The following is a 20,376-nucleotide window of genomic DNA, read 5'->3' as shown; positions in this document are numbered from 1 at the left end:
CAAGCCTAACAGCTTGAAATCTATTGAATTAATAACGATATCGCATGGCGACTGTCGTTTTTGGAATAAGCGGCTGGCGCTCAGGCGCATGTGGCTGGCGCTTACGGAACGCAAGCGGTCGTGTAGAGACGAGAACTGTCACAGGGATTTGTTAGCGTCGAGTGCTTTCACTCAGGGAGAAAACCGCCGATGAAACTCGTCCCGAAACTGCTCGCCGCCGCACTCTGCCTGGGCCTTGCCGGTCAGGCCCTCGCCACCGAGTTGAAGCATTGGCCGCCAGAGCAGGCCAAGCAGCTGGACGCGATGATCGCGGCCAACGCCAACAAGGGTAACTACGCGGTGTTCGACATGGACAACACCAGTTACCGCTACGACCTGGAAGAATCCCTGCTGCCCTACATGGAGAACAAGGGCCTGATCACCCGCGAGACCCTCGATCCCTCCCTGAAGCTGATTCCGTTCAAGGACAGCGCCGAGCACAAGGAAAGCCTGTTCAGCTACTACTACCGTCTCTGTGAAATCGACGACATGGTCTGCTACCCCTGGGTGGCCCAGGTGTTCTCGGGCTTCACCCTCAAGGAACTCAAGGGCTACGTCGACGAGTTGATGGCGTCGGGCAAGCCGGTGCCGAGCACCTATTACGACGGTGACGTGGTCAAGACCATCGAGGTCAACCCGCCCAAGGTCTTCACTGGCCAGGCCGAGCTGTACAACAAGCTGATGGAGAACGGCATCGAGGTCTACGTGATGACCGCCGCGTCCGAAGAACTGGTGCGCATGGTCGCTGCCGACCCCAAGTACGGCTACAACGTCAAACCGCAGAACGTGATCGGCGTGACCACCCTGCTCAAGGATCGCAAGACCGGCGCCCTGACCACCGCGCGCAAGCAGATCAGCGAAGGCAAATATGACGAGAAGGCCAACCTCGGCCTGGAGCTGACCCCCTACCTGTGGACTCCGGCCACCTGGATGGCCGGCAAGCATGCGGCGATCCTGACCTACATCGATGAGTGGAAGAAACCGGTGCTGGTCGGTGGTGACACGCCCACCAGCGACGGCTACATGCTGTTCCACGATGTCGACGTGGCCAAGGGCGGCATCCACCTGTGGATCAACCGCAAGGACAAGTACATGACCCAGCTCAACGGCATGATCGCCAAGCACGCCGCGGCCCAGGCCAAGGAAGGGTTGCCGGTGACCGCGGACAAGAACTGGGTGATCGTCAAGCCGGAAGACATCCAGTAACCCTTCATCCCGTAGGAGCCGGCTTGCCGGCGAAGAGGTCCGCAAGTCCTGCATCGCTCTTGGGGGCGCCTTCGCTGGCAAGCCAGCTCCTACAGCAAGCCGCCGTACACCTTCTTCCGTAGGAGCCGGCTTGCCGGCGAAGAGGCCCGCAAGTCCTGCATCGCTCTCGGGGGCGCCTTCGCTGGCAAGCCAGCTCCTACAGCAAGCCGCCGTGCCCCTTCCTCCGTAGGAGCCGGCTTGCCGGCGAAGAGGTCCGCAAGTCCTGTATCGCTCTCGGGAGCGCTTTCGCTGGCAAGCCAGCTCCTACAGCAAGCCGCCGTGCCCCTTCCTCCGTAGGAGCCGGCTTGCCGGCGAAGAGGCCCGCAAGTCTTGCGTCGCTCTCGGGGGCGCCTTCGCTGGCAAGCCAGCTCCTACAGCAAGCCGCCGTGCCCCTTCCTCCGTAGGAGCCGGCTTGCCGGCGAAGAGGCCCGCAAGTCCTGCATTGCTCTCGGGGGCGCCTTCGCTGGCAAGCCAGTTCCTACAGCAAGTCGCCGCACACCTTTCTCCGTAGGAGCCGGCTTGCCGGCGAAGAGGCCCGCAAGTCCTGCACCGCTCTCGGGAGCGCTTTCGCTGGCAAGCCAGCTCCTACAAGCGGCGCGTGCCGTTCGTTGTCGGGTCAAGATGGGAATGTTTCAACTTGTGACCGCCAAACCCCCTCTGCCATAATCGCGCCCGTTTCCTATCCCCCGCCTGCTCTCCCTTGTGCCGGGTTTGTCCCCGACTGCACGTAATGGACTACGTTGTGAGCTATCTCTCGATCGAATTCGGCCTCTGTTTCATCCTGTTCTTCATGCTGTATTGGGGGCTGGGCTTCAGTCTGCGTTTGCAGAACGCCCTGCTGCTGGTCGCCAGCTACGCGATCCTCGCCAGTTTCAGCCTGAACTTTCTCTACATCCTGCTGGGCTACACGGCCCTGGTGTACCTGCTCGGCCTGTTGAGCCAGCGTTACCCCGGGCGAGGCTGGGTCAACGGCCTGATGTTGCTGCTGGTGCTGGGGGCTTTCTACCTGTTCAAGTACCAGGACTTCTTCACCAGCACGGTGCAGAACGCCTTCGCCCAGTTCGGCGTCGAGGTGTCGCTGCCGCTGCTGGAAGTGCTGCTGCCGGTGGGGCTGTCGTTCTACGCCTTCCACTCGGTCAGCTACCTGGTGTCGATCCACCGCCGTGAGCTGACCCCGGGCTCGCCTTTCGACCTGGCGCTGTACCTGGCGTTCTTCCCTAGCCTGATAGCCGGCCCGGTGAACCGGGCGCTCCCCATGCTGGCGCAGATCAATCCGCCGCAGCTGCGCCAGGTGCTGGAGCCACAACGGGCCCTGGGGCTGATCGCGGTGGCGGTGGTCAAGCTGTTCTTCCTCAGTTCCTGGCTGGCCAACGAATGGGTCGACCCGGTATTCGATAGCCCGGTGGCGTTTTCCGCCGAGCAGATCCTGCGGGCGGTCTACGGTTATTCGTTCCTGATCTACTTCAACTTCAGCGGCTACACCGACCTGGTGACCGGCATCGCCCTGCTGCTGGGGTTCCGCCTGCCGCAGAACTTCAACTACCCCTACGCGGCGCGCAACCTCAAGGAATTCTGGGGCCGCTGGCACATCAGCCTGTCGACCTTTATCCGCGACTATGTGTACATCCCCCTGGGCGGCAACCGTGGGCCGGCCTGGCGCGGCAACCTGAACATGCTCCTGGCAATGCTGATCTCCGGCTTATGGCATGGCGCCAGCGCCAACTTCATCATCTGGGGCGCGCTGCACGGGATCGGCCTGGCGCTGTACAAACTGTGCAGCCCGCTGCTGGCCCGGGGGCCGAGCTGGATCGGCGCCGATCTCAGCGCCCGCCTGCTGACCTTCCACTACGTGGCCTTCGCCTGGATCTTCTTCCGCTGCGCGACCCTGGCCGATGCCCTGGACATGCTCAGCGGCCTGGGCGACCTGTCCTTCGCCGGGCTGGCCAGCGCTGCCGTCTCGTTGCTGGGCTGCCTGTTGTTCGTCGCCTTCTACCCACGGATCGTGGCGCTGCTGCGCCGGCTGTTCGACGCCGCCACCGGCTTGCCGTGGCTGCTCTATCCAGTGCCGCTGGGGCTGTTCATCTGCGTGGTCATCTTCGCCTCACCGTCGGGCGTGCCGGGGTTCATCTATGCCAGTTTCTAACCGTTCGCCCTTGTCGGTCAGCCTTGGCAGCGCGGCCAAGGTGCTCTATGCGCTATTGGTAACGAGCCTGTTGCTGGTGTGGTTCAACCAGCAGTCGATCCGTCTCTATTGCCAGCAGAAGTACCACGAAGGTTGCGAGATCCCGGGCTTGTCGCAGAACCCGCAGTGGCGCTTCGGCGCGCAGCTCAACCAGGCCCTGGAGAACGCCAGGCTGGCCTTTGTCGGCAGTTTTGACGCCGCGGCCGACCTGAGCCTGGTGGCCCAGGCGGAAGCGGCCGCGGATGAAGAGCCGCCGCAACCGCAGGTTGCGGTTGTGCCTGTTGCCAGCCACCCGGTGCCTGCAGCCAACCTCCATCCGACCCCGGCCCAGCCGGTCGCCGCGCATCCCGCGCCCGTTGCCGAGGCTGTCGCGGTCGCAGCGCCTGCGGTGCATCCGCAACCGCTGGCAGCGCCGCCCGTGGCCCACCCGCCAACCGCGGGTCAGCCGTACAGTGACCATCCGCTGAGGGTCAGCCTGGCGACCGGCGATGAGGTGTTCTTTGTCGGCGATTCGTTGATGCAGGGCGTGGCACCACACATGGCCAACACCTTGCGCAAACGCTACAACGTCAAGAGCCTGAACCTCAGCAAGCAAAGCACCGGCCTTGCCTATCCGAGCTTCTTCAACTGGCCCAAGACCGTTGAAAGCACCCTGGCCGGCAACCCCAACATTCGCCTGATGGTGATCTTCCTCGGCCCCAACGACCCCTGGGACATGCCGGAGGTCAAGGGCAAGCCGTTCCTGCGGTTCAAGAAGCCGGACTGGGAAGAAGCCTATCGCCGGCGCATCGATTCGATCCTCGACACCGCCCAGGCGCATAATGTGCAGGTGATCTGGGTCGGCCCGCCGAACATGGAGAAGGCCAAGCTGTCTACGGCAATGGCCTACCTGAGCGACCTGTACCGGAGCCAGATCGAGCTGTACCACCAGCACTTCGTCTCGGCTAACGAGATTCTCGGCTACCAGAACGACGAGTTTTCCTATTACCGCACCACCGGGGATGGCAAGAAGGTCAAGACCCGGGTCGACGACGGTATCCACTTCACCACCACTGGGCAGAAGCTGATCGCTGAGCGTGTGATCTCGCTGATCAACTTTCCCAGCCAACAATTGACGGAGCACTGATATGGGGCGACTGCAAGGCATTGCGCTGTTGCTGGGCATCACCTTGCTGAGCAGTTGCAGCCCGACCACCGAGGTTCAGGCCACTCCCGCTTCGGCGCTGGCCAGGCCCGGAGCCGGGGCGAAGAAAGTCGTGGCCACGGGTACCGACCCGAACCTGGCGCTGCTGGCACGCAAGTTCAGCACCTCCAACCGTACCCCCATCAGCATCGTGCAACTGGGGGATTCGCACACGGCGGCGGATCTGTTCAGCGGCGAACTGCGGCGCCTGCTGCAGGCGCAGTACGGCGATGGCGGTATCGGCTTCGTGGCCGCCACACCGGTGCCCGGTACTCGCTACGAGCGGGTGATCCTCAGCATCGCCAAGCGCCAGTGGTCCCAGGTGTCGGCGCGCAACCAGCAGAGCAACCAGTTTCCCCTGGGGGGCTACCTGTCGTTGCCGACGACCCCGGGTGCGCGGGTGCATATCGCCGAGCGCCAGCCGAGCAACCAGCAGTACCGGATCTCCGCGCTGTACCAGGCGTCGAGCAACAGCACCCTGACCGCCCGGGACAACCTCAACAAGAGCAGCCGCATGCTGGCGGCAACGGGTGGACAGTGGCGCTTCAGCCCGCCGTTCAACAACCTGACCCTGCCCCTGGACCTGAGCGTGGCCAACAACCAGGGCCTGGCGCTGGGGGGCTGGAACATTCTCGGGCAGAAGAGCGCCGGGGTGATCTACTCCTCCCTGGGGATCAATGGCGCGCGTCTGGATGTGCTGGACAAGTGGCAGCCCGGCTGGATGGACGTCCTCAAGGGCCTGCGCCCGGACATGGTAGTCCTGGCCTACGGCACCAATGAGGCCTTCGATAACGACCTGGACCTGCAGCTGTATCGCAGCCAGTTGCAGGAGAAGGTCGCGCTGCTGCGCAAGAACCTGCCCAAGACCGTGATCCTGCTGGTGGGGCCGCCAGACTCCATCAAGCGCCGCAATGCCGGCAGTTGCGCCGCCTCGCAACCCCAGCCATTGCGCCCGTTGATCCAGATCCAGAAGGACGTGGCGAAGAACAGCCGCACCCTGTTCTGGGACTGGCAAGCCTTCATGGGCGGGGACTGTTCGATCATCAAGTGGCAGGCCAACGACCTGGCGCGCGGTGACCTGATCCACCTGACGGCCGATGGCTATCGCAAGAGTGCAGACGGGCTGTATCGCTACCTGCGCGGGCAGTTGGGTGAACGCACTCCCTGAGGGCCTTTCGGCGGCAAGCCGGCTCCTGCAGGGGTTGGCGTCGGGTTTGAGCGGCCGTTTGTTGTAGGAGCTGGCTTGCCAGCGAAGGCGCCCGGGAGGGCGCTGCAGGGCTTGAGGGCCCTTTCGCCGGCAAGCCGGCTCCTACAGGGTTTGGCGTCGGGTTTGAGCGGCCGTTTGTTGTAGGAGCTGGCTTGCCAGCGAAGGCGCCCGGGAGGGCGGTGCAGGGCTTGAGGGCCCCTTCGCCGGCAAGCCGGCTCCTACAGGCGCGTTTTGATCACAGGCCGTCGAGCATGGCCTTGTTGCGCACCGCGCCCTTGTCGGCGCTGGTGGCGAGCAGGGCGTAGGCCTTGAGCGCGGTGGTCACCTTGCGTGGACGTTTCTCCACAGGCTTCCAGCCCTTCTTGTCCTGCTCGACACGGCGCGCCGCCAGTTCCTCGTCGCTGACCAACAGGTTGATCGAGCGGTTGGGAATGTCGATCAGCACCTTGTCACCGTCCTGCACCAGGCCGATGGCGCCGCCGGCAGCGGCTTCCGGCGAGGCGTGGCCGATGGACAGGCCCGAAGTACCGCCGGAGAAGCGCCCGTCGGTGAGCAGCGCGCAGGCCTTGCCCAGGCCCTTGGACTTCAGGTAGGAGGTTGGGTAGAGCATTTCCTGCATGCCCGGGCCGCCCTTGGGGCCTTCGTAGCGAATGATGACGATGTCGCCTTCCTTCACTTCGTCGGCGAGGATGCCACGCACGGCGCTGTCCTGGCTTTCGAAGATCTTGGCGTTGCCTTCGAAGACGTGGATCGACTCGTCGACCCCGGCGGTCTTCACCACGCAGCCGTCCAGGGCGATATTGCCGTACAGCACCGCCAGGCCGCCTTCCTTGGAGTAGGCGTGTTCGAAGCTGCGGATGCAGCCGTTTTCACGGTCGTCGTCCAGGGTGTCCCAGCGGGTCGACTGGCTGAACGCGGTCTGGGTCGGGATGCCCGCCGGGCCGGCCTTGAAGAAGTGGTGCACGGCTTCGTCGCTGGTCTGGGTGATGTCCCACTTGGCGATGGCTTCTTCCATCGAGCGGCTGTGCACGGTCGGCAGGTCGGTGTGCAGCAGGCCGCCGCGGGCCAGAGAGCCGAGGATGCTGAAGATGCCGCCGGCGCGGTGCACGTCTTCCATGTGGTACTTCTGGATGTTCGGCGCCACCTTGCACAGCTGCGGCACGCTGCGGGACAGGCGATCGATGTCGCGCAGGTCGAAGTCGATCTCGGCTTCCTGGGCGGCGGCCAGCAAGTGCAGGATGGTGTTGGTCGAGCCGCCCATGGCGATGTCGAGCATCATGGCGTTCTCGAACGCCTTGAAGTTGGCGATGTTGCGCGGCAGTACCGACTCGTCGTTGTCGCCGTAGTAGCGCTGGCACAGCTCGACGATGGTGCGCCCGGCCTGCAGGAACAGCTGTTCGCGGTCGCTGTGGGTGGCCAGGGTCGAACCGTTGCCCGGCAGGGCCAGCCCCAGGGCCTCGGTCAGGCAGTTCATGGAGTTGGCGGTGAACATGCCGGAGCACGACCCGCAGGTCGGGCAGGCGCTGCGCTCGTACTCGGCAACCTTCTCGTCAGAAGCGCTGGAGTCGGCGGCGATGACCATGGCGTCCACCAGGTCCAGGCCATGGCTGGCGAGTTTGGTCTTGCCGGCTTCCATCGGGCCGCCGGAGACGAAGATCACCGGGATGTTCAGGCGCAGGGCGGCCATCAGCATGCCGGGGGTGATCTTGTCGCAGTTGGAGATACAGACGATGGCGTCGGCGCAGTGGGCGTTGACCATGTATTCCACGGAGTCGGCGATGATCTCGCGGCTCGGCAGGGAATACAGCATGCCGTCGTGGCCCATGGCGATGCCGTCGTCCACGGCGATGGTGTTGAATTCCTTGGCCACGCCGCCGACGCGTTCGATTTCGCGGGCGACCAACTGGCCCAGGTCCTTGAGGTGCACGTGGCCCGGGACGAACTGGGTGAAGGAGTTGGCAATGGCGATGATCGGCTTCTTGAAGTCGGCATCTTTCATCCCCGTGGCGCGCCACAGGGCACGGGCGCCGGCCATGTTGCGGCCATGGGTGGACGTTTTCGAACGGTAATCAGGCATGAAGCACTCCGGGCGGCTAATCAGGTGACAAATGGGGAGTGAGCTTCTACTGACCTCGGGAACACTCAGAAATGGCCGTGTGTCCGAAGCTGCCGATGACCCCGCGGGATCGCCGCGAGACTCAGCCTGAGCTCATAAACCCGCCGGGGGATGACTGGCGATGAATCTGCCGATTCTACACCGCTGGCGCCAGGAAGGAATGCCGTGGCCGCTCTGCGGCGTTAAGAGTGTCTTGAGCCGCTACCCGCTGCGCGGATTCGGGGGGCTGAGGTAGACTGCGCGCCCTTCGATCGCTCTCCAATGGATCTGGAATGACCGCGACACTTCGAACCTTGAGGTTTTACCTGGGCATGGGCCTGGTGCAGGGCGCGCTGCTGCTGGCCGTGGTCTTTTCCGGCGAACTCTCGGAGCTGGCCATCGGCGCGGCCTGTGCCGCGGTGCTGATGGGCGGCGGCATGCTGCAGCTGGCACCCGAGCGCCGGGGTGAATGGCGCACCTGGGGGGCGGCGATGGCCCTGGCCCTGGCTACGGCGGGGCTGGTCATGGCCTGTGGAGGGCTGCCTTTGACCTCCCGGATGCTGGGCAGCCTGGCCGCGGGGCTGATCCTGCTGACTGTCCTTTGCGCGGCTGCGCTGCAAGGGCGTGACAGTCTGGGGCGGCGCTTTCTGGCTTATGCGCTGTGGGTGCTGCTGGCGCTGCCGATGCCGTGGATCGCCCAGGCGATCTTCAAGCACTGGATCACCCGCTCCCATCTCGATCCTTTCAAGGACGGCTTTCTGTCGCTGGTGTTCTTTGCCGGCCCGACCCTGGCGTTTTCCCTCGGCCTGTTCCTGGTGCGCCTGTGCCTGCCGCTGCTGCGGCGCCTTGGGCGTCCGCTGGCGGGGTGCTAGCGGTGGCGGTTTATCCGCGTCACCTTGACCACACATCTTCATAAAAGGATTTGCCATGCCTGCGCTGAGTCGCTCGCTGTTGTTTTACATCGCTATTGCCCTGGTGCAGGGCTTGCTGTTGGTCGCCGGCCTGTTGCATGAACAACCCGCAGTGGGCTCGGCCCTCTGGACCCTGGCTCTGGTGGCCGGGAGCAACCTGCAACTGCTTGGCAGTGCAGTGCGCGAGCGCGGCACCTGGGCCCTGGTCATTGGCCTGAGCGTGCTGTTGAGCGGGTTTTCCTACTGGGTGCTGCTGAACAATGCCAATGGCTGGCTGAGCATGTTCTGGTCGTTCACCGCGCTTGTACTGGGCTATATCGGTACTGCGTTCATCTTGAGCTGGCCGACCCGCGAGGGCCTTGGTCCACGCTACCAAGACCTGTTCCGGCATGCCTGGAACAACGCCTTCATCGTGATCCTGGCGTGGTTGGTGACCCTGGCCTTCAGCATGCTGCTTTGGCTGTGCGGTGGTTTGTTCAGCCTCCTTGGCATGTCGCAGTTGGATGAGCTGTTCGGCTCGCAGTACTTCATGTGCTTCAGCATGCCGCTGTTTTTCTCCCTGGGCATGCGCATGGGCCGCGTGAACCAGAGAGTCATCGGCTTGCTGCGGGATATCCTGCTGACGGTGTGCCGCTACCTGCTGCCGTTGTGCGCACTGATCACGGTGGTCTTCACCCTGACCCTGGCATTCACCGGCCTGCAGCCGATCTGGAGCACCGGCTATTCCTCGCGAATCCTGCTGTGCCTGGTGGCCAGTAATCTGTTCCTGATCAATGGCGTGTTCCAGGACGGTCGGAGCGATGCCAGCTACGCCAGATTGCTCAAGCTGCTGATCAACGCCAGCCTCTGCTGTCTGCCCTTGCTGGTGCTGATGGCCGGTTATTCGAGCTGGTTGCGGATTGATCAATATGGCCTGACGCCGTCACGTGTTCTGGCCATGTTCCTCGTGGCCCTGGCTCTGGTCCACAGCCTGGCGGCGCTCTGGGCGGTGCTGGGCAGGCAGGGGGCCTGGCTCGCCCGCCTGAGCCGCAGCAACCCCTGGGTCGCGCTGTTGAGTTTCGTCGCGCTGTTGTTGCTGTTCACCCCGGTGCTGGACCCGCAGGCGCTGAGTGCCAGCAACCAGGTACAGCGCCTGCTGAGCGGGCGTACCCCAGTGGCCGACTTCGATGTCAGGGCCCTGCGCCGGCATCTGGGCGAGCCCGGTCGGGCGCAGTTCAATGCGTTGCTCGAACAGGTGCGCCAGGGGCAGGTTCTGCAGGAGCCGGACCGGACCACCCTGCGCGAACTGCTGGAATCGGTTTCCCGGGATGACCAGTCCGTCGATTACTTGACCGCCAAGGTGCAATGGCTAGGCCCGGAGGTGGATGACAGCGCGCAATTGGTCGAGGTGCTGACGTCCAGAAGTGACTGCACGCCGCCCGGCTGTTTCGCCTGGGCGGTGGACCTGAATGACGACGGTGTCAACGAAGTGCTGCTGATCGGCAAGCACGCCTGGGAGTCTTCGGCGATGCTCTTTGCCCGTGATGGGCAGGGCAAGGTCCTCTGGCGTTACACGGGCAAGTTCAACGGGATCCCGGATGCTGCGGGGCTGATCGCGCAGATCCGCGAGGGCAAGATCAAGCCGGTGCGCCCGCACTACAAGACGTTCAAGGTCGACGGTGTGGAGCTGGACTTCCAGCAGGCCTACCGGCACCCATGACGGGCTGAAACAAAAAATCCCGGCACATGGCCGGGATTTTTCTGTTCACTGCACTCAGCTGTTGGGCAGCAGGCGGCAGGTGATGCTCTTGATGTAGCGGGTTTCCTGGATGGCCGGGTGCACCGGGTGATCCGGGCCCTGGCTGCCGCGCTCCAGCAGCTGGATGTTGCGGTCCAGGTGGCGGGCGCTGGTCAGGAGGATGTTCTGCAGGTCGTCCTCGGGCAGGTGCATGGAGCACGAGGCACTGACCAGGATGCCGTCCTTGCTCAGCAGGCGCATGGCTTGCTCGTTCAGACGGCGGTAGGCGCCTTCGCCGTTCTTCATGTCCTTCTTGCGCTTGATGAAGGCCGGCGGGTCGGCAACGATCACGTCGAAGCGCTCTTCAGCGGCTTTCAGCTCTTTCAGGGCTTCGAACACGTCGCCTTCAACGCAAGTCATCTTATCGGCGAAGCCATTGAGCGCGGCGTTGCGCTCCACGCCGTCGAGGGCGAAGGCCGAGGCGTCGACGCAGAACACTTCACTGGCGCCGAAGGCCGCGGCTTGCACGCCCCAGCCGCCGATGTAGCTGTACAGGTCGAGTACGCGCTTGCCCTTGGCATAAGGCGCCAGGCGGGCACGGTTCATCCGGTGGTCATAGAACCAGCCGGTTTTCTGGCCCTGGATCACCGGGGCTTCGAACTTCACGCCGTTCTCTTCCAGGGCCACCCACTCCGGCACCAGGCCGAACACGGTTTCCACGTAGCGGCCCAGGCCTTCGGCATCGCGGGCGGCGGAGTCGTTCTTGAACAGGATGCCGCTGGGCTTGAGCACCTGGGTCAGGGCTGCAATCACGTCGTCCTTGTGGGCTTCCATGGTCGCCGAGGCGATCTGCACCACCAGGATGTCGCCGAAACGGTCCACCACCAGGCCCGGCAGCAGGTCGGAGTCGCCGTAGACCAGGCGGTAGAACGGTTTGTCGAACAGGCGCTCGCGCAGGGACAGGGCCACGTTCAGGCGGTGCACCAGCAGGGACTTGTCCAGGGGCAGCTTGGCATCGCGAGACAGCAGGCGAGCGCAGATCAGGTTGTTCGGGCTCATCGCGACGATGCCCAGGGGCTTGCCGCCGGCGGCTTCCAGAATGGCCTGGTCACCTGCCTTGAAGCCGTGGAGTGGGGTGGCGGCTACATCGATTTCGTTGCTGTAGACCCACAGGTGGCCGGCGCGCAGGCGGCGATCGGCATTGGCTTTGAGGCGCAGGCTTGGCAGGGACATGACGTCGCTCCGGAAAAAAGGGCGCGATTATACCCCTTCGCGGGGTTCAAGCGATGGCCATTGGACCTGCGGCCAGGCCTTGTGGACCAGGCCCGGGGGTAAAGTTCCTGTCCGAACGCCCAACATTGTCTGGTTAAGGGTTAGAATCGCCGCCTGACCCAGAGTGCGTACCTATGTCCCAAGAGCTATCAGCCGAACAGATTCAACAGGCCCTGCAAGGCATCAGCGTGCCGCCCCAGCCGCAAATCATGGTGGATTTGCAGATGGAGCAGTACATGCCCGATCCCGACCTGGAAGTGATTGCCAAGCTGATATCCCAGGACCCGGGGTTGTCCGGCGCACTGCTGAAGATCGTCAACTCGCCGTATTACGGCCTGAGCAACAAGATCGCCTCGATCCAGCGTGCGGTGAACCTCCTGGGCAGCCGTTCGATCATCAACCTGATCAATGCGCAGTCGATCAAGGGCGAAATGAGCGACGAGACCATCGTCACCCTCAACCGCTTCTGGGACACCGCCCAGGACGTGGCCATGACCTGCCTGACCCTGGCCAAGCGCACCGGCTCCCAGGCGGTGGACGAAGCCTATGCCCTGGGCCTGTTCCACGACTGCGGCGTGCCGCTGATGCTCAAGCGCTTCCCCAACTACATGGCGGTGCTGGAAGAGGCCTACGGCAGTGCCGGGCCGGAGCGGCGGGTGGTGGACACGGAAAACCGTGCCTTCAACACCAACCATGCGGTGGTCGGTTACTACACGGCCAAGTCCTGGCGCCTGCCGGAGCATGTGACCAATGCCATCGCCAATCACCACAATGCCCTGGCGATCTTCAGCGACGAGTCGTCGCGCAACAGCCAGTTGAAGAACCTGCTGGCGATCCTGAAGATGGCCGAGCACATCTGTGCTTCCTACCGGGTGCTGGGCAACCAGGTCGAAGACCATGAATGGAACAGCATTGGCCACCTGATTCTCGATTACGTCGGCCTGTCGGACTACGACTTCGAGAACCTCAAGGAAACCGTGCGCGAGCTGGGCGCGCACTGATTATTCATACCGCGATGAATGCCCGAGGCGCAGATGCCTGAATTACCGGAAGTCGAAACCACCCGGCGCGGGATCGCGCCGCATCTGGAAGGCCAGAAGGTCAGTCGGGTTGTCGTGCGTGAACGGCGCCTGCGCTGGCCGATTCCCGAGGACCTGGATGTGCGCCTGTCCGGGCAGCGCATCGTGCAGGTGGAGCGGCGGGCCAAGTACCTGTTGATCAACGCCGAGGTCGGCACCCTGATCAGCCACCTGGGCATGTCCGGCAACCTGCGGCTGGTGGAAGTCGGCTTGCCGGCGGCCAAGCACGAGCACGTGGACATCGAGCTGGAATCGGGCCTGGCCCTGCGCTACACCGACCCGCGGCGCTTTGGTGCCATGCTCTGGAGCCACGACCCGCTGAATCACGAACTGCTGATACGCCTGGGGCCGGAGCCGTTGACCGACCTGTTCGATGGCGAGCGTTTGTATCAGCTGTCCCGGGGACGCTCCATGGCGGTCAAGCCGTTCATCATGGACAACGCCGTGGTGGTGGGAGTGGGCAATATCTACGCGACCGAAGCGCTGTTCGCTGCGGGCATCGACCCGCGCCGCGAAGCCAAGGGCATTTCCCGGGCGCGCTACCTGAAGCTGGCGATCGAGATCAAACGCATCCTCGCGGCAGCCATCGAGCGCGGCGGCACCACATTGCGCGACTTTATCGGCGGTGACGGCCAGCCGGGGTACTTCCAGCAGGAACTGTTCGTCTACGGCCGTGGCAATGAGCATTGCAAGGTCTGTGGCACGGGCCTGCGGGAAATCAAGCTGGGGCAGCGTGCCAGCGTCTACTGCCCGCGCTGCCAGAGCTGAAAAACTTCGCCGGCCAGCCGGCTCCTGCAGGCGTTTGCGGGGGCCGGTCTGCCGGGGCAAGCGCCAGCACAGGCGCTGAATTCCTCACGCCTTGCCGGTGATCTTCCGGTACTTGGCCATCAGCTCTTCTTCGGTTTCCGGGCGCGCCTCATCCAATGGAATGCAATCCACCGGGCACACTTGCTGGCACTGCGGCTCGTCGTAGTGGCCGACGCACTGGGTGCACAGGTTCGGATCGATCACGTAGATCTCTTCGCCTTGGGAAATGGCCGCGTTGGGGCACTCGGGTTCGCAGACGTCGCAGTTGATGCAATCGTCGGTGATGATCAGGGACATGGGGGACTCCGGCCTGGGCGGCAGGCCCGGGCATGTAAAATCGAATGCGCGCAATTGTGCCGTATTGGCGCCCGCAGTGCACGCGGGCGCGATGGCTGACGCCTGGCAAGGGCCCCGGAGCGGGGCCGGGCGGCTTACTTCTTGAAGCGCAGGGTCAGTGCGTCGGCGACCGCCGGGTGGACGAACTTGGTGATATCCCCGCCCAGGGCGGCAATTTCGCGGACCAGGGTCGAGGAAATGAACGAATAGCGCTCGGAGGGCGTCAGGAACAGGCTTTCCACATCCGGTGCCAACTGGCGGTTCATGTTGGCCAGCTGGAATTCGTACTCGAAGTCCGAGACTGCCCGCAGGCCACGCAGGAAGACGTTGGCGTTCTGCTCCTTGGCAAAATGCGCCAGCAGCGTGGAGAAGCCGACCACTTCAACGTTGGGCAGGTGCCTGGTCACCTCGCGCGCCAGCTCTACACGCTGCTCCAGGGGGAACAGCGGGTTTTTCTTGGGGCTGGCGGCAACGGCGATGATCACGTGGTCGAACAGCCGCGAGGCGCGCTCGACCAGATCGCCATGGCCCTTGGTAATCGGGTCGAAGGTACCTGGGTACAACACTCGGTTCATCGCGTCGTCCTGGCGGGAATCCGTTGGGGAGTCGGATGGTATCGCAGCATTCCCGGTGGGCCAAGTCGCCTTTTAAGGAAGAAAGCACTATAGACGCCGGGAATACCTGCCTTTTTCAGGCTGTTTTCAGACGCTCCACCAGGGCTGTCGCCAGTTGTGCAGTCAGGCCGTACACCGACAGCTGCGGGTTGGCGCCGATGCTGGTGGGGAACAGCGAGCCGTCGTGAATCGACAGGTTGTGCAGTTGATGATGGCGCCCGAGGCTGTCGGCCACGGCGTTTTTCGGGTCTTCGCCCATGGCGCAGCCGCCCATCACGTGGGCGCTGCCCAGGCGCGTGCGGTACAGCGCCAGGTCCAGGCCGTCGATCTGGCTGCGCACCTCGGCGAGGGTCTTGGCGAACCGGGCATCGCTGTGCAGCGGCTTGACCGCCTTGGCGCCGCCGGCGAACTGGATCTCCGCCATGCTGTGGAAGGCCCGGCGCAGGCCATCCCAGGCGTAGGGCGAAACTTCGTAGTCGAGCACTGGAGTGCCGTCGCCCCGCAGTTCGACGTTGCCACCGACGCTGTCCGGGTGAAACCCGTCCCGTAGCAGGGCGAGCATGGCGTGGGTGTGGGGCAGTTGCTCCATGGACAGGCCGCTCTGGGGCCCGAAACCGCCCAGCAGGGTACTGGCCAGGGCCGGTTGCAGGGGCGGTACTTCGAGTTTGTAGGACATTTTCCCGGTGGTGCCGTCCTGCCATTGGAAATGGTCGGAATAGATCGACTGCGGCGCACCGTAGAAGGGGTTGATGACTTCGTCGAACTGCCCGGCGGAGAAGTTCACCAGGTGCAGGAAGGTGCGCTTGCCCAGGCGCGAGTGCGGGTCCGGGGCGTCGGAACGCAGCAGCAGGGCCGGGCTGTTGATGCCGCCGCCGGCCAGTACGTAGTGCCTGGCCTTGACGGTGATGGTCCGGCCGGTGGGGGCCACGCAACGCTCGTCCATGGCCACGCATTGCAGGCTGGAGACCTTGTCGTCCTTGATCTGCAGGCGATCGGCCCGGGCCAGGTACAGCAGTTCGCCGCCTTTCTCCAGGGTCGCGGGAATGGTGGTCACCAGCATCGACTGCTTGGCATTGGTCGGGCAGCCCAGGCCGCAGTAGCCGAGGTTCCAGCAGCCGCGCACGTTGCGCGGAATCACGTGCCAGCTGTAGCCCAGGGCCTCGCAGCCCTTGCGGATCACGTCGTTGTTGGCGTTGGGCGGCATGACCCAGGGCGCGACCCCCAGGCGCTGTTCCATTTTCTCGAACCAGGGCGCCATCTCGGCGGAGCTATGGCCCACCACACCATGTTCCCGGGCCCAGTGCTCCAGGGTCGGGTCGGGGGTACGAAAACTCGAGGTCCAGTTGATCAGGGTGGTGCCGCCCACGGCGCGGCCCTGGAGGATGGTGATGGCGCCGTCCTTGCTCATGCGCCCGATGCCTTCCTGATAGAGGCTGGTGTAGGCCTGGTCTTCGAGCATCTTGAAGTCGTCGCTGGTTTTCAGCGGGCCTTCTTCGATCAGCAGCACCTTGTAGCCGGCAGCGCTGAGGATTTCGGCGGTGGTGCCACCGCCGGCGCCGCTGCCGATGATGGCGACATCGGCTTCCAGGGTCAGGTCCTGCTCCAGCTGCGAGCCGTTGTAGGTTTTCCAGCCACGGTTCAGGCCTTCGCGGAACAGATCAGGTACAGGCATATCGGGTGCTCTCTTATTATTGATGTCGTGGCAAGTTCCGGTGGCCGCTGCCGCGGGTTGCGATGGTCGCCGGATAAAACCGGCGCTCGGGGCCCTTTGAACGTCCTCTGGGCCTTGTCGCGATAAACGGCAGGTCAGACCTTGGGCGGACCGGGGTAGCCGCAGTGAACCCAGGACTCGGGGCGGGTGTACCAGGCCATCATCACCAGTTGCAGCAGCGAGGCATGGCCCATGCGCAGCAGGGACAGGAAGCTGTTCTCCCAGCGACTGAGGAAATGGCGGATATCGTCGCCACTGGCGTTCTCCCAACTGCCCCAGATCCCGGTCAGCGGGCCGCGGGTGACCGCCATGCCCAGCACGTCGAACAATTGCTGGGTGAGCTTGAACATCTCCGGCGACAGGTGGTTGAGGGCGTTGTCCAGGTTGCGCAGGGTGCCGTCGATGGCGGCGGGCATCTGCTCTGCGGCGACCGCGCCTTCGAGCATCACCGGGATCAGGGCGCGCAGGAACGGCAGGTCGTTGCTGCGCAGCAGGGCGAAGCCACTGGCGGGTGTGCTGGCGGAGCAACCGCTGAGGCTGGCGCCGAGCCCGGCAGTGGCCAGGAAGGCGCTGGCACAGAGGCCGATTTTCAGCAGGCCGCGCCGTGACAGCGCGGGTGTTTCAGACAGGCTAGGGGTGATCATTATTGTTATTACCCGGCGATGTACTGGTTAACGGATGAACAGCTTCTGGATGAGCTTCTGGATCGATTTTCCATAGGGCGGATAGATCAGGCGCGCTGCGTTGAAGCGCTGCTTGATGAACACGCCCTTGGCTTTGCTGAACGTCAGGAAACCCTCATGGCCATGGTAGTGGCCCATGCCGGAAGGGCCGATGCCGCCAAACGGCAGATCGTCCTGGGCCACATGCAGCAACGTGTCGTTGAGGCAGGCGCCGCCGGAGTGGGTTTCGTTGATCACCCGCTGCTGCTCGGCCTTGTCATAGCCGAAGTAGTACAGCGCCAGGGGCCGTGGGCGCTGGGTGATATAGGCGAAGGCCTGGTCCAGGGTCTTGTAGGGCACGATCGGCAGGATCGGGCCAAAGATCTCGTCCTGCATCACCGTCATCTCGTCGGTAACGTTCAACAGCAGGCTGTGGCCCAGGCGCCGCTCCTGATTTTGCTCGAACAGCGGCACCAGCTGTGCGCCCTTGCTGGTGGCGTCGCTCAGGTAGCCGTTGAGCCGTGCCAGCTGGCGCTGGTTGATGATCGCGGTGTAGTCGGGGTTGTCCGCCAGGGTCGGGAAGAAGTTGCGCACGACCTGGCGATAGGCTTCGACAAAGTCGCCGACGCGTTCTTCCGGCACCAGTACGTAGTCCGGGGCGACGCAGGTCTGCCCGGCGTTCAGGGTCTTGCCGAAGGCTATGCGTTCGGCGGCATCCTTGAGGGGCACGGTGCTGGAGACAATGGCCGGGGACTTGCCGCCCAGTTCCAGGGTCACCGGAGTCAGGTTTTCTGCGGCGGCGCGCATCACATGCTTGCCGATGCTGGTGGCGCCGGTGAACAGCAGGTGATCGAAGCGCAGCTTGGAGAAGGCCATGCCCACTTCAGCTTCGCCCAGGACCACGCACACCAGGTCCTCGGGGAAGACCCTGGCCAGCAGCTGCTTGAGCAACTGGCCGGTGGCCGGGGTCGATTCGCTGAGTTTGAGCATCACTCGGTTGCCGGCGGCCAGGGCACCCACTAGCGGGCCCATGCACAGGTACAGCGGGTAGTTCCAGGGCACGATCACCCCGACCACGCCCAGGGGCTGGTAGACCACCTTGGCCGAAGCCGGCTGAAAGGCCAGGCCGACGGCGCGCCGGGAGGGTTTCATCCAGCTCTTGAGGTGTTTCCTGGCGTAGTGGATGCCATGCAGGCTGGGCATCAGCTCGGCCAGCAGGGTTTCATCGGCGCTGCGATTGCTGAAGTCCTGGCTGATGGCGTCGATCAGCGCCTGGCGCTCAGTGTTCAGCAGTCCCTGCAGGGCATTGAGCCATTGCTGGCGCTGGGCTGCCGGCGGCATGGGATTGGCGGCATAGGCCCGGCGCTGGGCTTCGAACAGCTCAAGCAGCTCGTCCTGTTGCTGAAGGGAATCCTGCAGGTAAGCGATTTCGGCAGACATGGACGGGCTCCGGTTTTTTTATGGGTGGCTAGTTTTTTAGAGCTTATACTCTAAATTGTCAATTACCCTCCTGTGCCGACCGTGATTTATCCGCTTGGGGATAGACCGTAAGATGCAGGCCTGCCTCCACACGATTAAAGCTCAAGCCCATGGCCCCACGCATAAAAACCCGCGAACGCATTGTCCAGTTCAGCCTGGAGCTGTTTAACCAGCAGGGCGAACGCAATGTCAGCACCAACCATATTGCGGCGCACATGGAGATTTCTCCGGGCAACCTCTATTACCACTTCCCCAACAAGCAGGCGATCATCGCCGTGCTGTTCGCCGAATACGAAACCCTGGTGGACAGCTTCCTGCGTCCGCCGCCGGGGCGCGCGGTCACCGTGCAGGACAAGCGCTACTACCTGCAGGCACTCTTGGCGGCCATGTGGCGCTATCGCTTCCTGCACCGCGACCTGGAGCACCTGCTGGACAGCGACGCCGAGCTGGCGGCCCGCTACCGGCGTTTCTCCCAGCGCTGCCTGATCCAGGGCATGGCCATCTACGGGCGCTTCGTCGAGGCGGGGATCATCGCCATGGACAAGGTGCAGATCGAATCCCTGACCCTCAACGCCTGGATCATCCTCACCTCCTGGGTGCGCTTTCTGTGCACCACCCGGGAGAATTCCACCCACCTGAGCGAGGAGGCGATCAAGCGTGGGGTCTATCAGGTGCTGGTGCTGGAAGCCGGGTTTGTTACCGACCAGGCCCGGGAGGCGGTCAACGGCCTGTTCGACGAGTTTTACGTGCCCCTGGCCCAAGCCCTGGAAGAAGTGCAGTAGGATCAGCTTCCGAGTTATTCACAGGAGCCCGCTATGCCCATCGCGCAATTGATCAGCCCGCTTGCCCTGGACCAGAGGAAGCAACAGCCCGGGCTGGTGATCCTGGATTGTCGATTTGCCCTCGAAGACCCGGACTACGGGCAACGCAGCTATGCCGAAGGGCATATTGCCGGGGCGCATTTCGCCGATTTGAACCGGGACCTGAGTGCTCCGGTGATCAAGGGTGTGACCGGTCGGCACCCGCTGCCCGATCCGCTACAGCTGCTGGCGCGCCTGCGGGCCTGGGGGATCGAGGATCACAGCGACATCGTGCTCTATGACGACGGTCCCGGCGCTTTTGCCGCCCGCGCCTGGTGGTTGCTGGCCTGGCTCGGCAAGCGTGACGGCGTGTTCATTCTCGATGGTGGCCTCAAGGCCTGGCACGCGGCCGGCCTGCCCCTGAGCCTGGATCCGCCGCAGACCGTGCCGGGACAGTTCAACGGCCAGCCGGACCACCGCCTGCTGCTGGATGCCGAGCACTTGCAACAGCGCCTGGGCCGGCCGGAGCTGACCTTGCTGGATGCCCGGGGCTTGCCGCGCTTTCGTGGCGAGGTGGAGCCCATCGATCCGGTGGCCGGGCATATTCCCGGAGCGCAGTGCGCAGCATTCACCGACAACCTGGGCAGCGACGGGCGTTTCCTGCCGGCGGATCAGCTCAAGCAGCGCTTTGCCGAGAAGCTGGGGGGCCGCTCCCCTGAGCAGCTGGTGGCCTATTGCGGTTCCGGTGTGACGGCTTGCCACAACCTGTTCGCCCTGTGCCTGGCGGGTTATCCCCTGGCGCGGCTGTATGCCGGTTCGTGGAGCGAATGGATCACCGATCCTCAACGGCCTGTCGCCACCGGTGACTGAACCGGTGGTCGAGAGGGGCAACCGTGTGGCGAGGGAGCGCGCTTGCGCTTGACGGCCAGGCCGTCACACCGCCTGGCTGTGGGAATCGTCCGCAGGCAGGTTGCACCAGGGATTAGGGCCGCTACGCGGCCCAGCGGCAGCAAGCGCCCGCGCCACAAACACTCCTT

General features: G+C 64.0%; 17 protein-coding genes. 10 read left to right on the top strand and 7 right to left on the bottom strand.

All coding sequences use genetic code 11. From position 1 onward, the window contains the following. Window positions 1-189: 189 nt before the first annotated feature. The 4 genes from ACZ5BO_RS33180 to ACZ5BO_RS33165 all read left to right on the top strand — a co-directional run bounded on the left by ACZ5BO_RS33180 (window position 190) and on the right by ACZ5BO_RS33165 (window position 5,817). Window positions 190-1,245 carry an HAD family hydrolase gene (locus ACZ5BO_RS33180; protein ID WP_464697540.1) on the top strand — a complete coding sequence of 352 codons (1,056 nt, stop codon included), beginning with the start codon at window positions 190-192 and terminating at the stop codon, window positions 1,243-1,245. Between the two features lie 781 nt (window positions 1,246-2,026). Further along, the gene (locus ACZ5BO_RS33175; protein WP_464697539.1) at window positions 2,027-3,427 is read left to right on the top strand and encodes an MBOAT family O-acyltransferase; all 1,401 of its coding nucleotides are present in this window, start codon (window positions 2,027-2,029) and stop codon (window positions 3,425-3,427) included. Then, entirely contained in the window at window positions 3,414-4,592 is a 1,179-nt protein-coding gene (locus tag ACZ5BO_RS33170) for an SGNH/GDSL hydrolase family protein (RefSeq protein WP_464697538.1), read from the top strand. The genes ACZ5BO_RS33175 and ACZ5BO_RS33170 overlap by 14 nt, the downstream gene beginning before the upstream one ends. Window position 4,593: 1 nt before the next feature. Further along, window positions 4,594-5,817, top strand: coding sequence for an SGNH/GDSL hydrolase family protein (locus ACZ5BO_RS33165; RefSeq protein WP_464697537.1), 1,224 nt, complete (start codon window positions 4,594-4,596; stop codon window positions 5,815-5,817). Window positions 5,818-6,091: 274 nt separating this feature from the next. Here the strand turns inward: ACZ5BO_RS33165 and ilvD are convergent, their stop codons facing one another. Continuing rightward, window positions 6,092-7,933, bottom strand: a complete 1,842-nt coding sequence (gene ilvD / locus ACZ5BO_RS33160) for a dihydroxy-acid dehydratase (RefSeq protein ID WP_025131005.1) — start codon at window positions 7,931-7,933, stop codon at window positions 6,092-6,094. A 311-nt stretch (window positions 7,934-8,244) separates the two neighbouring features. Here ilvD and ACZ5BO_RS33155 point away from each other — a divergent pair, with 311 nt between their 5' ends. Both ACZ5BO_RS33155 and ACZ5BO_RS33150 read left to right on the top strand, forming a co-directional pair. Further along, on the top strand, window positions 8,245-8,823 hold the full coding sequence (locus ACZ5BO_RS33155) for a hypothetical protein (RefSeq protein WP_464697536.1): 579 nt from the start codon (window positions 8,245-8,247) through the stop codon (window positions 8,821-8,823). Window positions 8,824-8,878: 55 nt separating this feature from the next. Further along, window positions 8,879-10,561 (top strand): DUF4153 domain-containing protein, encoded by a 1,683-nt coding sequence (locus ACZ5BO_RS33150; RefSeq protein WP_464697535.1) that lies wholly within the window; start codon window positions 8,879-8,881, stop codon window positions 10,559-10,561. A 54-nt stretch (window positions 10,562-10,615) separates the two neighbouring features. Here the strand turns inward: ACZ5BO_RS33150 and ACZ5BO_RS33145 are convergent, their stop codons facing one another. Beyond that, complete coding sequence (locus ACZ5BO_RS33145; protein WP_025131008.1) at window positions 10,616-11,812, bottom strand: class I SAM-dependent rRNA methyltransferase; 1,197 nt, start codon at window positions 11,810-11,812, stop codon at window positions 10,616-10,618. 227 nt (window positions 11,813-12,039) lie between these two features. Between ACZ5BO_RS33145 and ACZ5BO_RS33140 the strand changes: the two genes are divergently transcribed. After that, window positions 12,040-12,852 carry an HDOD domain-containing protein gene (locus tag ACZ5BO_RS33140; RefSeq protein ID WP_177330319.1) on the top strand — a complete coding sequence of 271 codons (813 nt, stop codon included), beginning with the start codon at window positions 12,040-12,042 and terminating at the stop codon, window positions 12,850-12,852. A gap of 33 nt (window positions 12,853-12,885) precedes the next feature. Continuing rightward, a complete protein-coding gene (gene mutM / locus ACZ5BO_RS33135; RefSeq protein WP_025131010.1) occupies window positions 12,886-13,698 on the top strand; it encodes a bifunctional DNA-formamidopyrimidine glycosylase/DNA-(apurinic or apyrimidinic site) lyase in 813 nt (270 codons plus the stop codon). 84 nt (window positions 13,699-13,782) lie between these two features. On the opposite strand, the gene ACZ5BO_RS33130 is transcribed toward mutM, so the two are convergent. The 5 genes from ACZ5BO_RS33130 to ACZ5BO_RS33110 form a co-directional block, all read right to left on the bottom strand. After that, complete coding sequence (locus ACZ5BO_RS33130) at window positions 13,783-14,034, bottom strand: YfhL family 4Fe-4S dicluster ferredoxin (protein WP_011064042.1); 252 nt, start codon at window positions 14,032-14,034, stop codon at window positions 13,783-13,785. Window positions 14,035-14,168: 134 nt separating this feature from the next. Continuing rightward, window positions 14,169-14,648 (bottom strand): pantetheine-phosphate adenylyltransferase, encoded by a 480-nt coding sequence (gene coaD, locus ACZ5BO_RS33125; RefSeq protein WP_003234650.1) that lies wholly within the window; start codon window positions 14,646-14,648, stop codon window positions 14,169-14,171. A gap of 115 nt (window positions 14,649-14,763) precedes the next feature. Next, a complete protein-coding gene (locus tag ACZ5BO_RS33120; RefSeq protein WP_464697534.1) occupies window positions 14,764-16,359 on the bottom strand; it encodes a GMC family oxidoreductase in 1,596 nt (531 codons plus the stop codon). 134 nt (window positions 16,360-16,493) lie between these two features. Continuing rightward, window positions 16,494-17,039 (bottom strand): hypothetical protein, encoded by a 546-nt coding sequence (locus ACZ5BO_RS33115; RefSeq protein WP_025131012.1) that lies wholly within the window; start codon window positions 17,037-17,039, stop codon window positions 16,494-16,496. 30 nt (window positions 17,040-17,069) lie between these two features. After that, window positions 17,070-18,500 carry a coniferyl aldehyde dehydrogenase gene (locus ACZ5BO_RS33110; RefSeq protein ID WP_464697533.1) on the bottom strand — a complete coding sequence of 477 codons (1,431 nt, stop codon included), beginning with the start codon at window positions 18,498-18,500 and terminating at the stop codon, window positions 17,070-17,072. A gap of 149 nt (window positions 18,501-18,649) precedes the next feature. On the opposite strand from ACZ5BO_RS33110, the gene ACZ5BO_RS33105 reads away from it, so the two are divergent. Both ACZ5BO_RS33105 and ACZ5BO_RS33100 read left to right on the top strand, forming a co-directional pair. Next, window positions 18,650-19,321, top strand: coding sequence for a TetR/AcrR family transcriptional regulator (locus ACZ5BO_RS33105; RefSeq protein WP_025131014.1), 672 nt, complete (start codon window positions 18,650-18,652; stop codon window positions 19,319-19,321). Between the two features lie 33 nt (window positions 19,322-19,354). Next, window positions 19,355-20,209, top strand: a complete 855-nt coding sequence (locus tag ACZ5BO_RS33100; protein ID WP_464697532.1) for a sulfurtransferase — start codon at window positions 19,355-19,357, stop codon at window positions 20,207-20,209. Window positions 20,210-20,376 lie beyond the last annotated feature (167 nt).

It is taken from the genome of Pseudomonas sp. FFPRI_1 (assembly GCF_055384485.1).
Note: the sequence above shows the minus strand (reverse complement) of the source record. Positions and strands in the feature narration are given on the sequence as shown.

Excerpts from the sequence above, each read along its gene's own strand:
- ACZ5BO_RS33180 (WP_464697540.1), top strand. The coding sequence starts at position 190 with ATGAAACTCGTCCCGAAACTGCTCGCCGCCGCACTCTGCCTGGGCCTT.
- ACZ5BO_RS33170 (WP_464697538.1), top strand. The coding sequence starts at position 3,414 with ATGCCAGTTTCTAACCGTTCGCCCTTGTCGGTCAGCCTTGGCAGCGCG.
- ACZ5BO_RS33165 (WP_464697537.1), top strand. The coding sequence starts at position 4,594 with ATGGGGCGACTGCAAGGCATTGCGCTGTTGCTGGGCATCACCTTGCTG.
- ilvD (WP_025131005.1), bottom strand. The coding sequence starts at position 7,933 with ATGCCTGATTACCGTTCGAAAACGTCCACCCATGGCCGCAACATGGCC.
- ACZ5BO_RS33155 (WP_464697536.1), top strand. The coding sequence starts at position 8,245 with ATGACCGCGACACTTCGAACCTTGAGGTTTTACCTGGGCATGGGCCTG.
- ACZ5BO_RS33150 (WP_464697535.1), top strand. The coding sequence starts at position 8,879 with ATGCCTGCGCTGAGTCGCTCGCTGTTGTTTTACATCGCTATTGCCCTG.
- ACZ5BO_RS33145 (WP_025131008.1), bottom strand. The coding sequence starts at position 11,812 with ATGTCCCTGCCAAGCCTGCGCCTCAAAGCCAATGCCGATCGCCGCCTG.
- mutM (WP_025131010.1), top strand. The coding sequence starts at position 12,886 with ATGCCTGAATTACCGGAAGTCGAAACCACCCGGCGCGGGATCGCGCCG.
- ACZ5BO_RS33130 (WP_011064042.1), bottom strand. The coding sequence starts at position 14,034 with ATGTCCCTGATCATCACCGACGATTGCATCAACTGCGACGTCTGCGAA.
- coaD (WP_003234650.1), bottom strand. The coding sequence starts at position 14,648 with ATGAACCGAGTGTTGTACCCAGGTACCTTCGACCCGATTACCAAGGGC.
- ACZ5BO_RS33120 (WP_464697534.1), bottom strand. The coding sequence starts at position 16,359 with ATGCCTGTACCTGATCTGTTCCGCGAAGGCCTGAACCGTGGCTGGAAA.
- ACZ5BO_RS33110 (WP_464697533.1), bottom strand. The coding sequence starts at position 18,500 with ATGTCTGCCGAAATCGCTTACCTGCAGGATTCCCTTCAGCAACAGGAC.
- ACZ5BO_RS33105 (WP_025131014.1), top strand. The coding sequence starts at position 18,650 with ATGGCCCCACGCATAAAAACCCGCGAACGCATTGTCCAGTTCAGCCTG.
- ACZ5BO_RS33100 (WP_464697532.1), top strand. The coding sequence starts at position 19,355 with ATGCCCATCGCGCAATTGATCAGCCCGCTTGCCCTGGACCAGAGGAAG.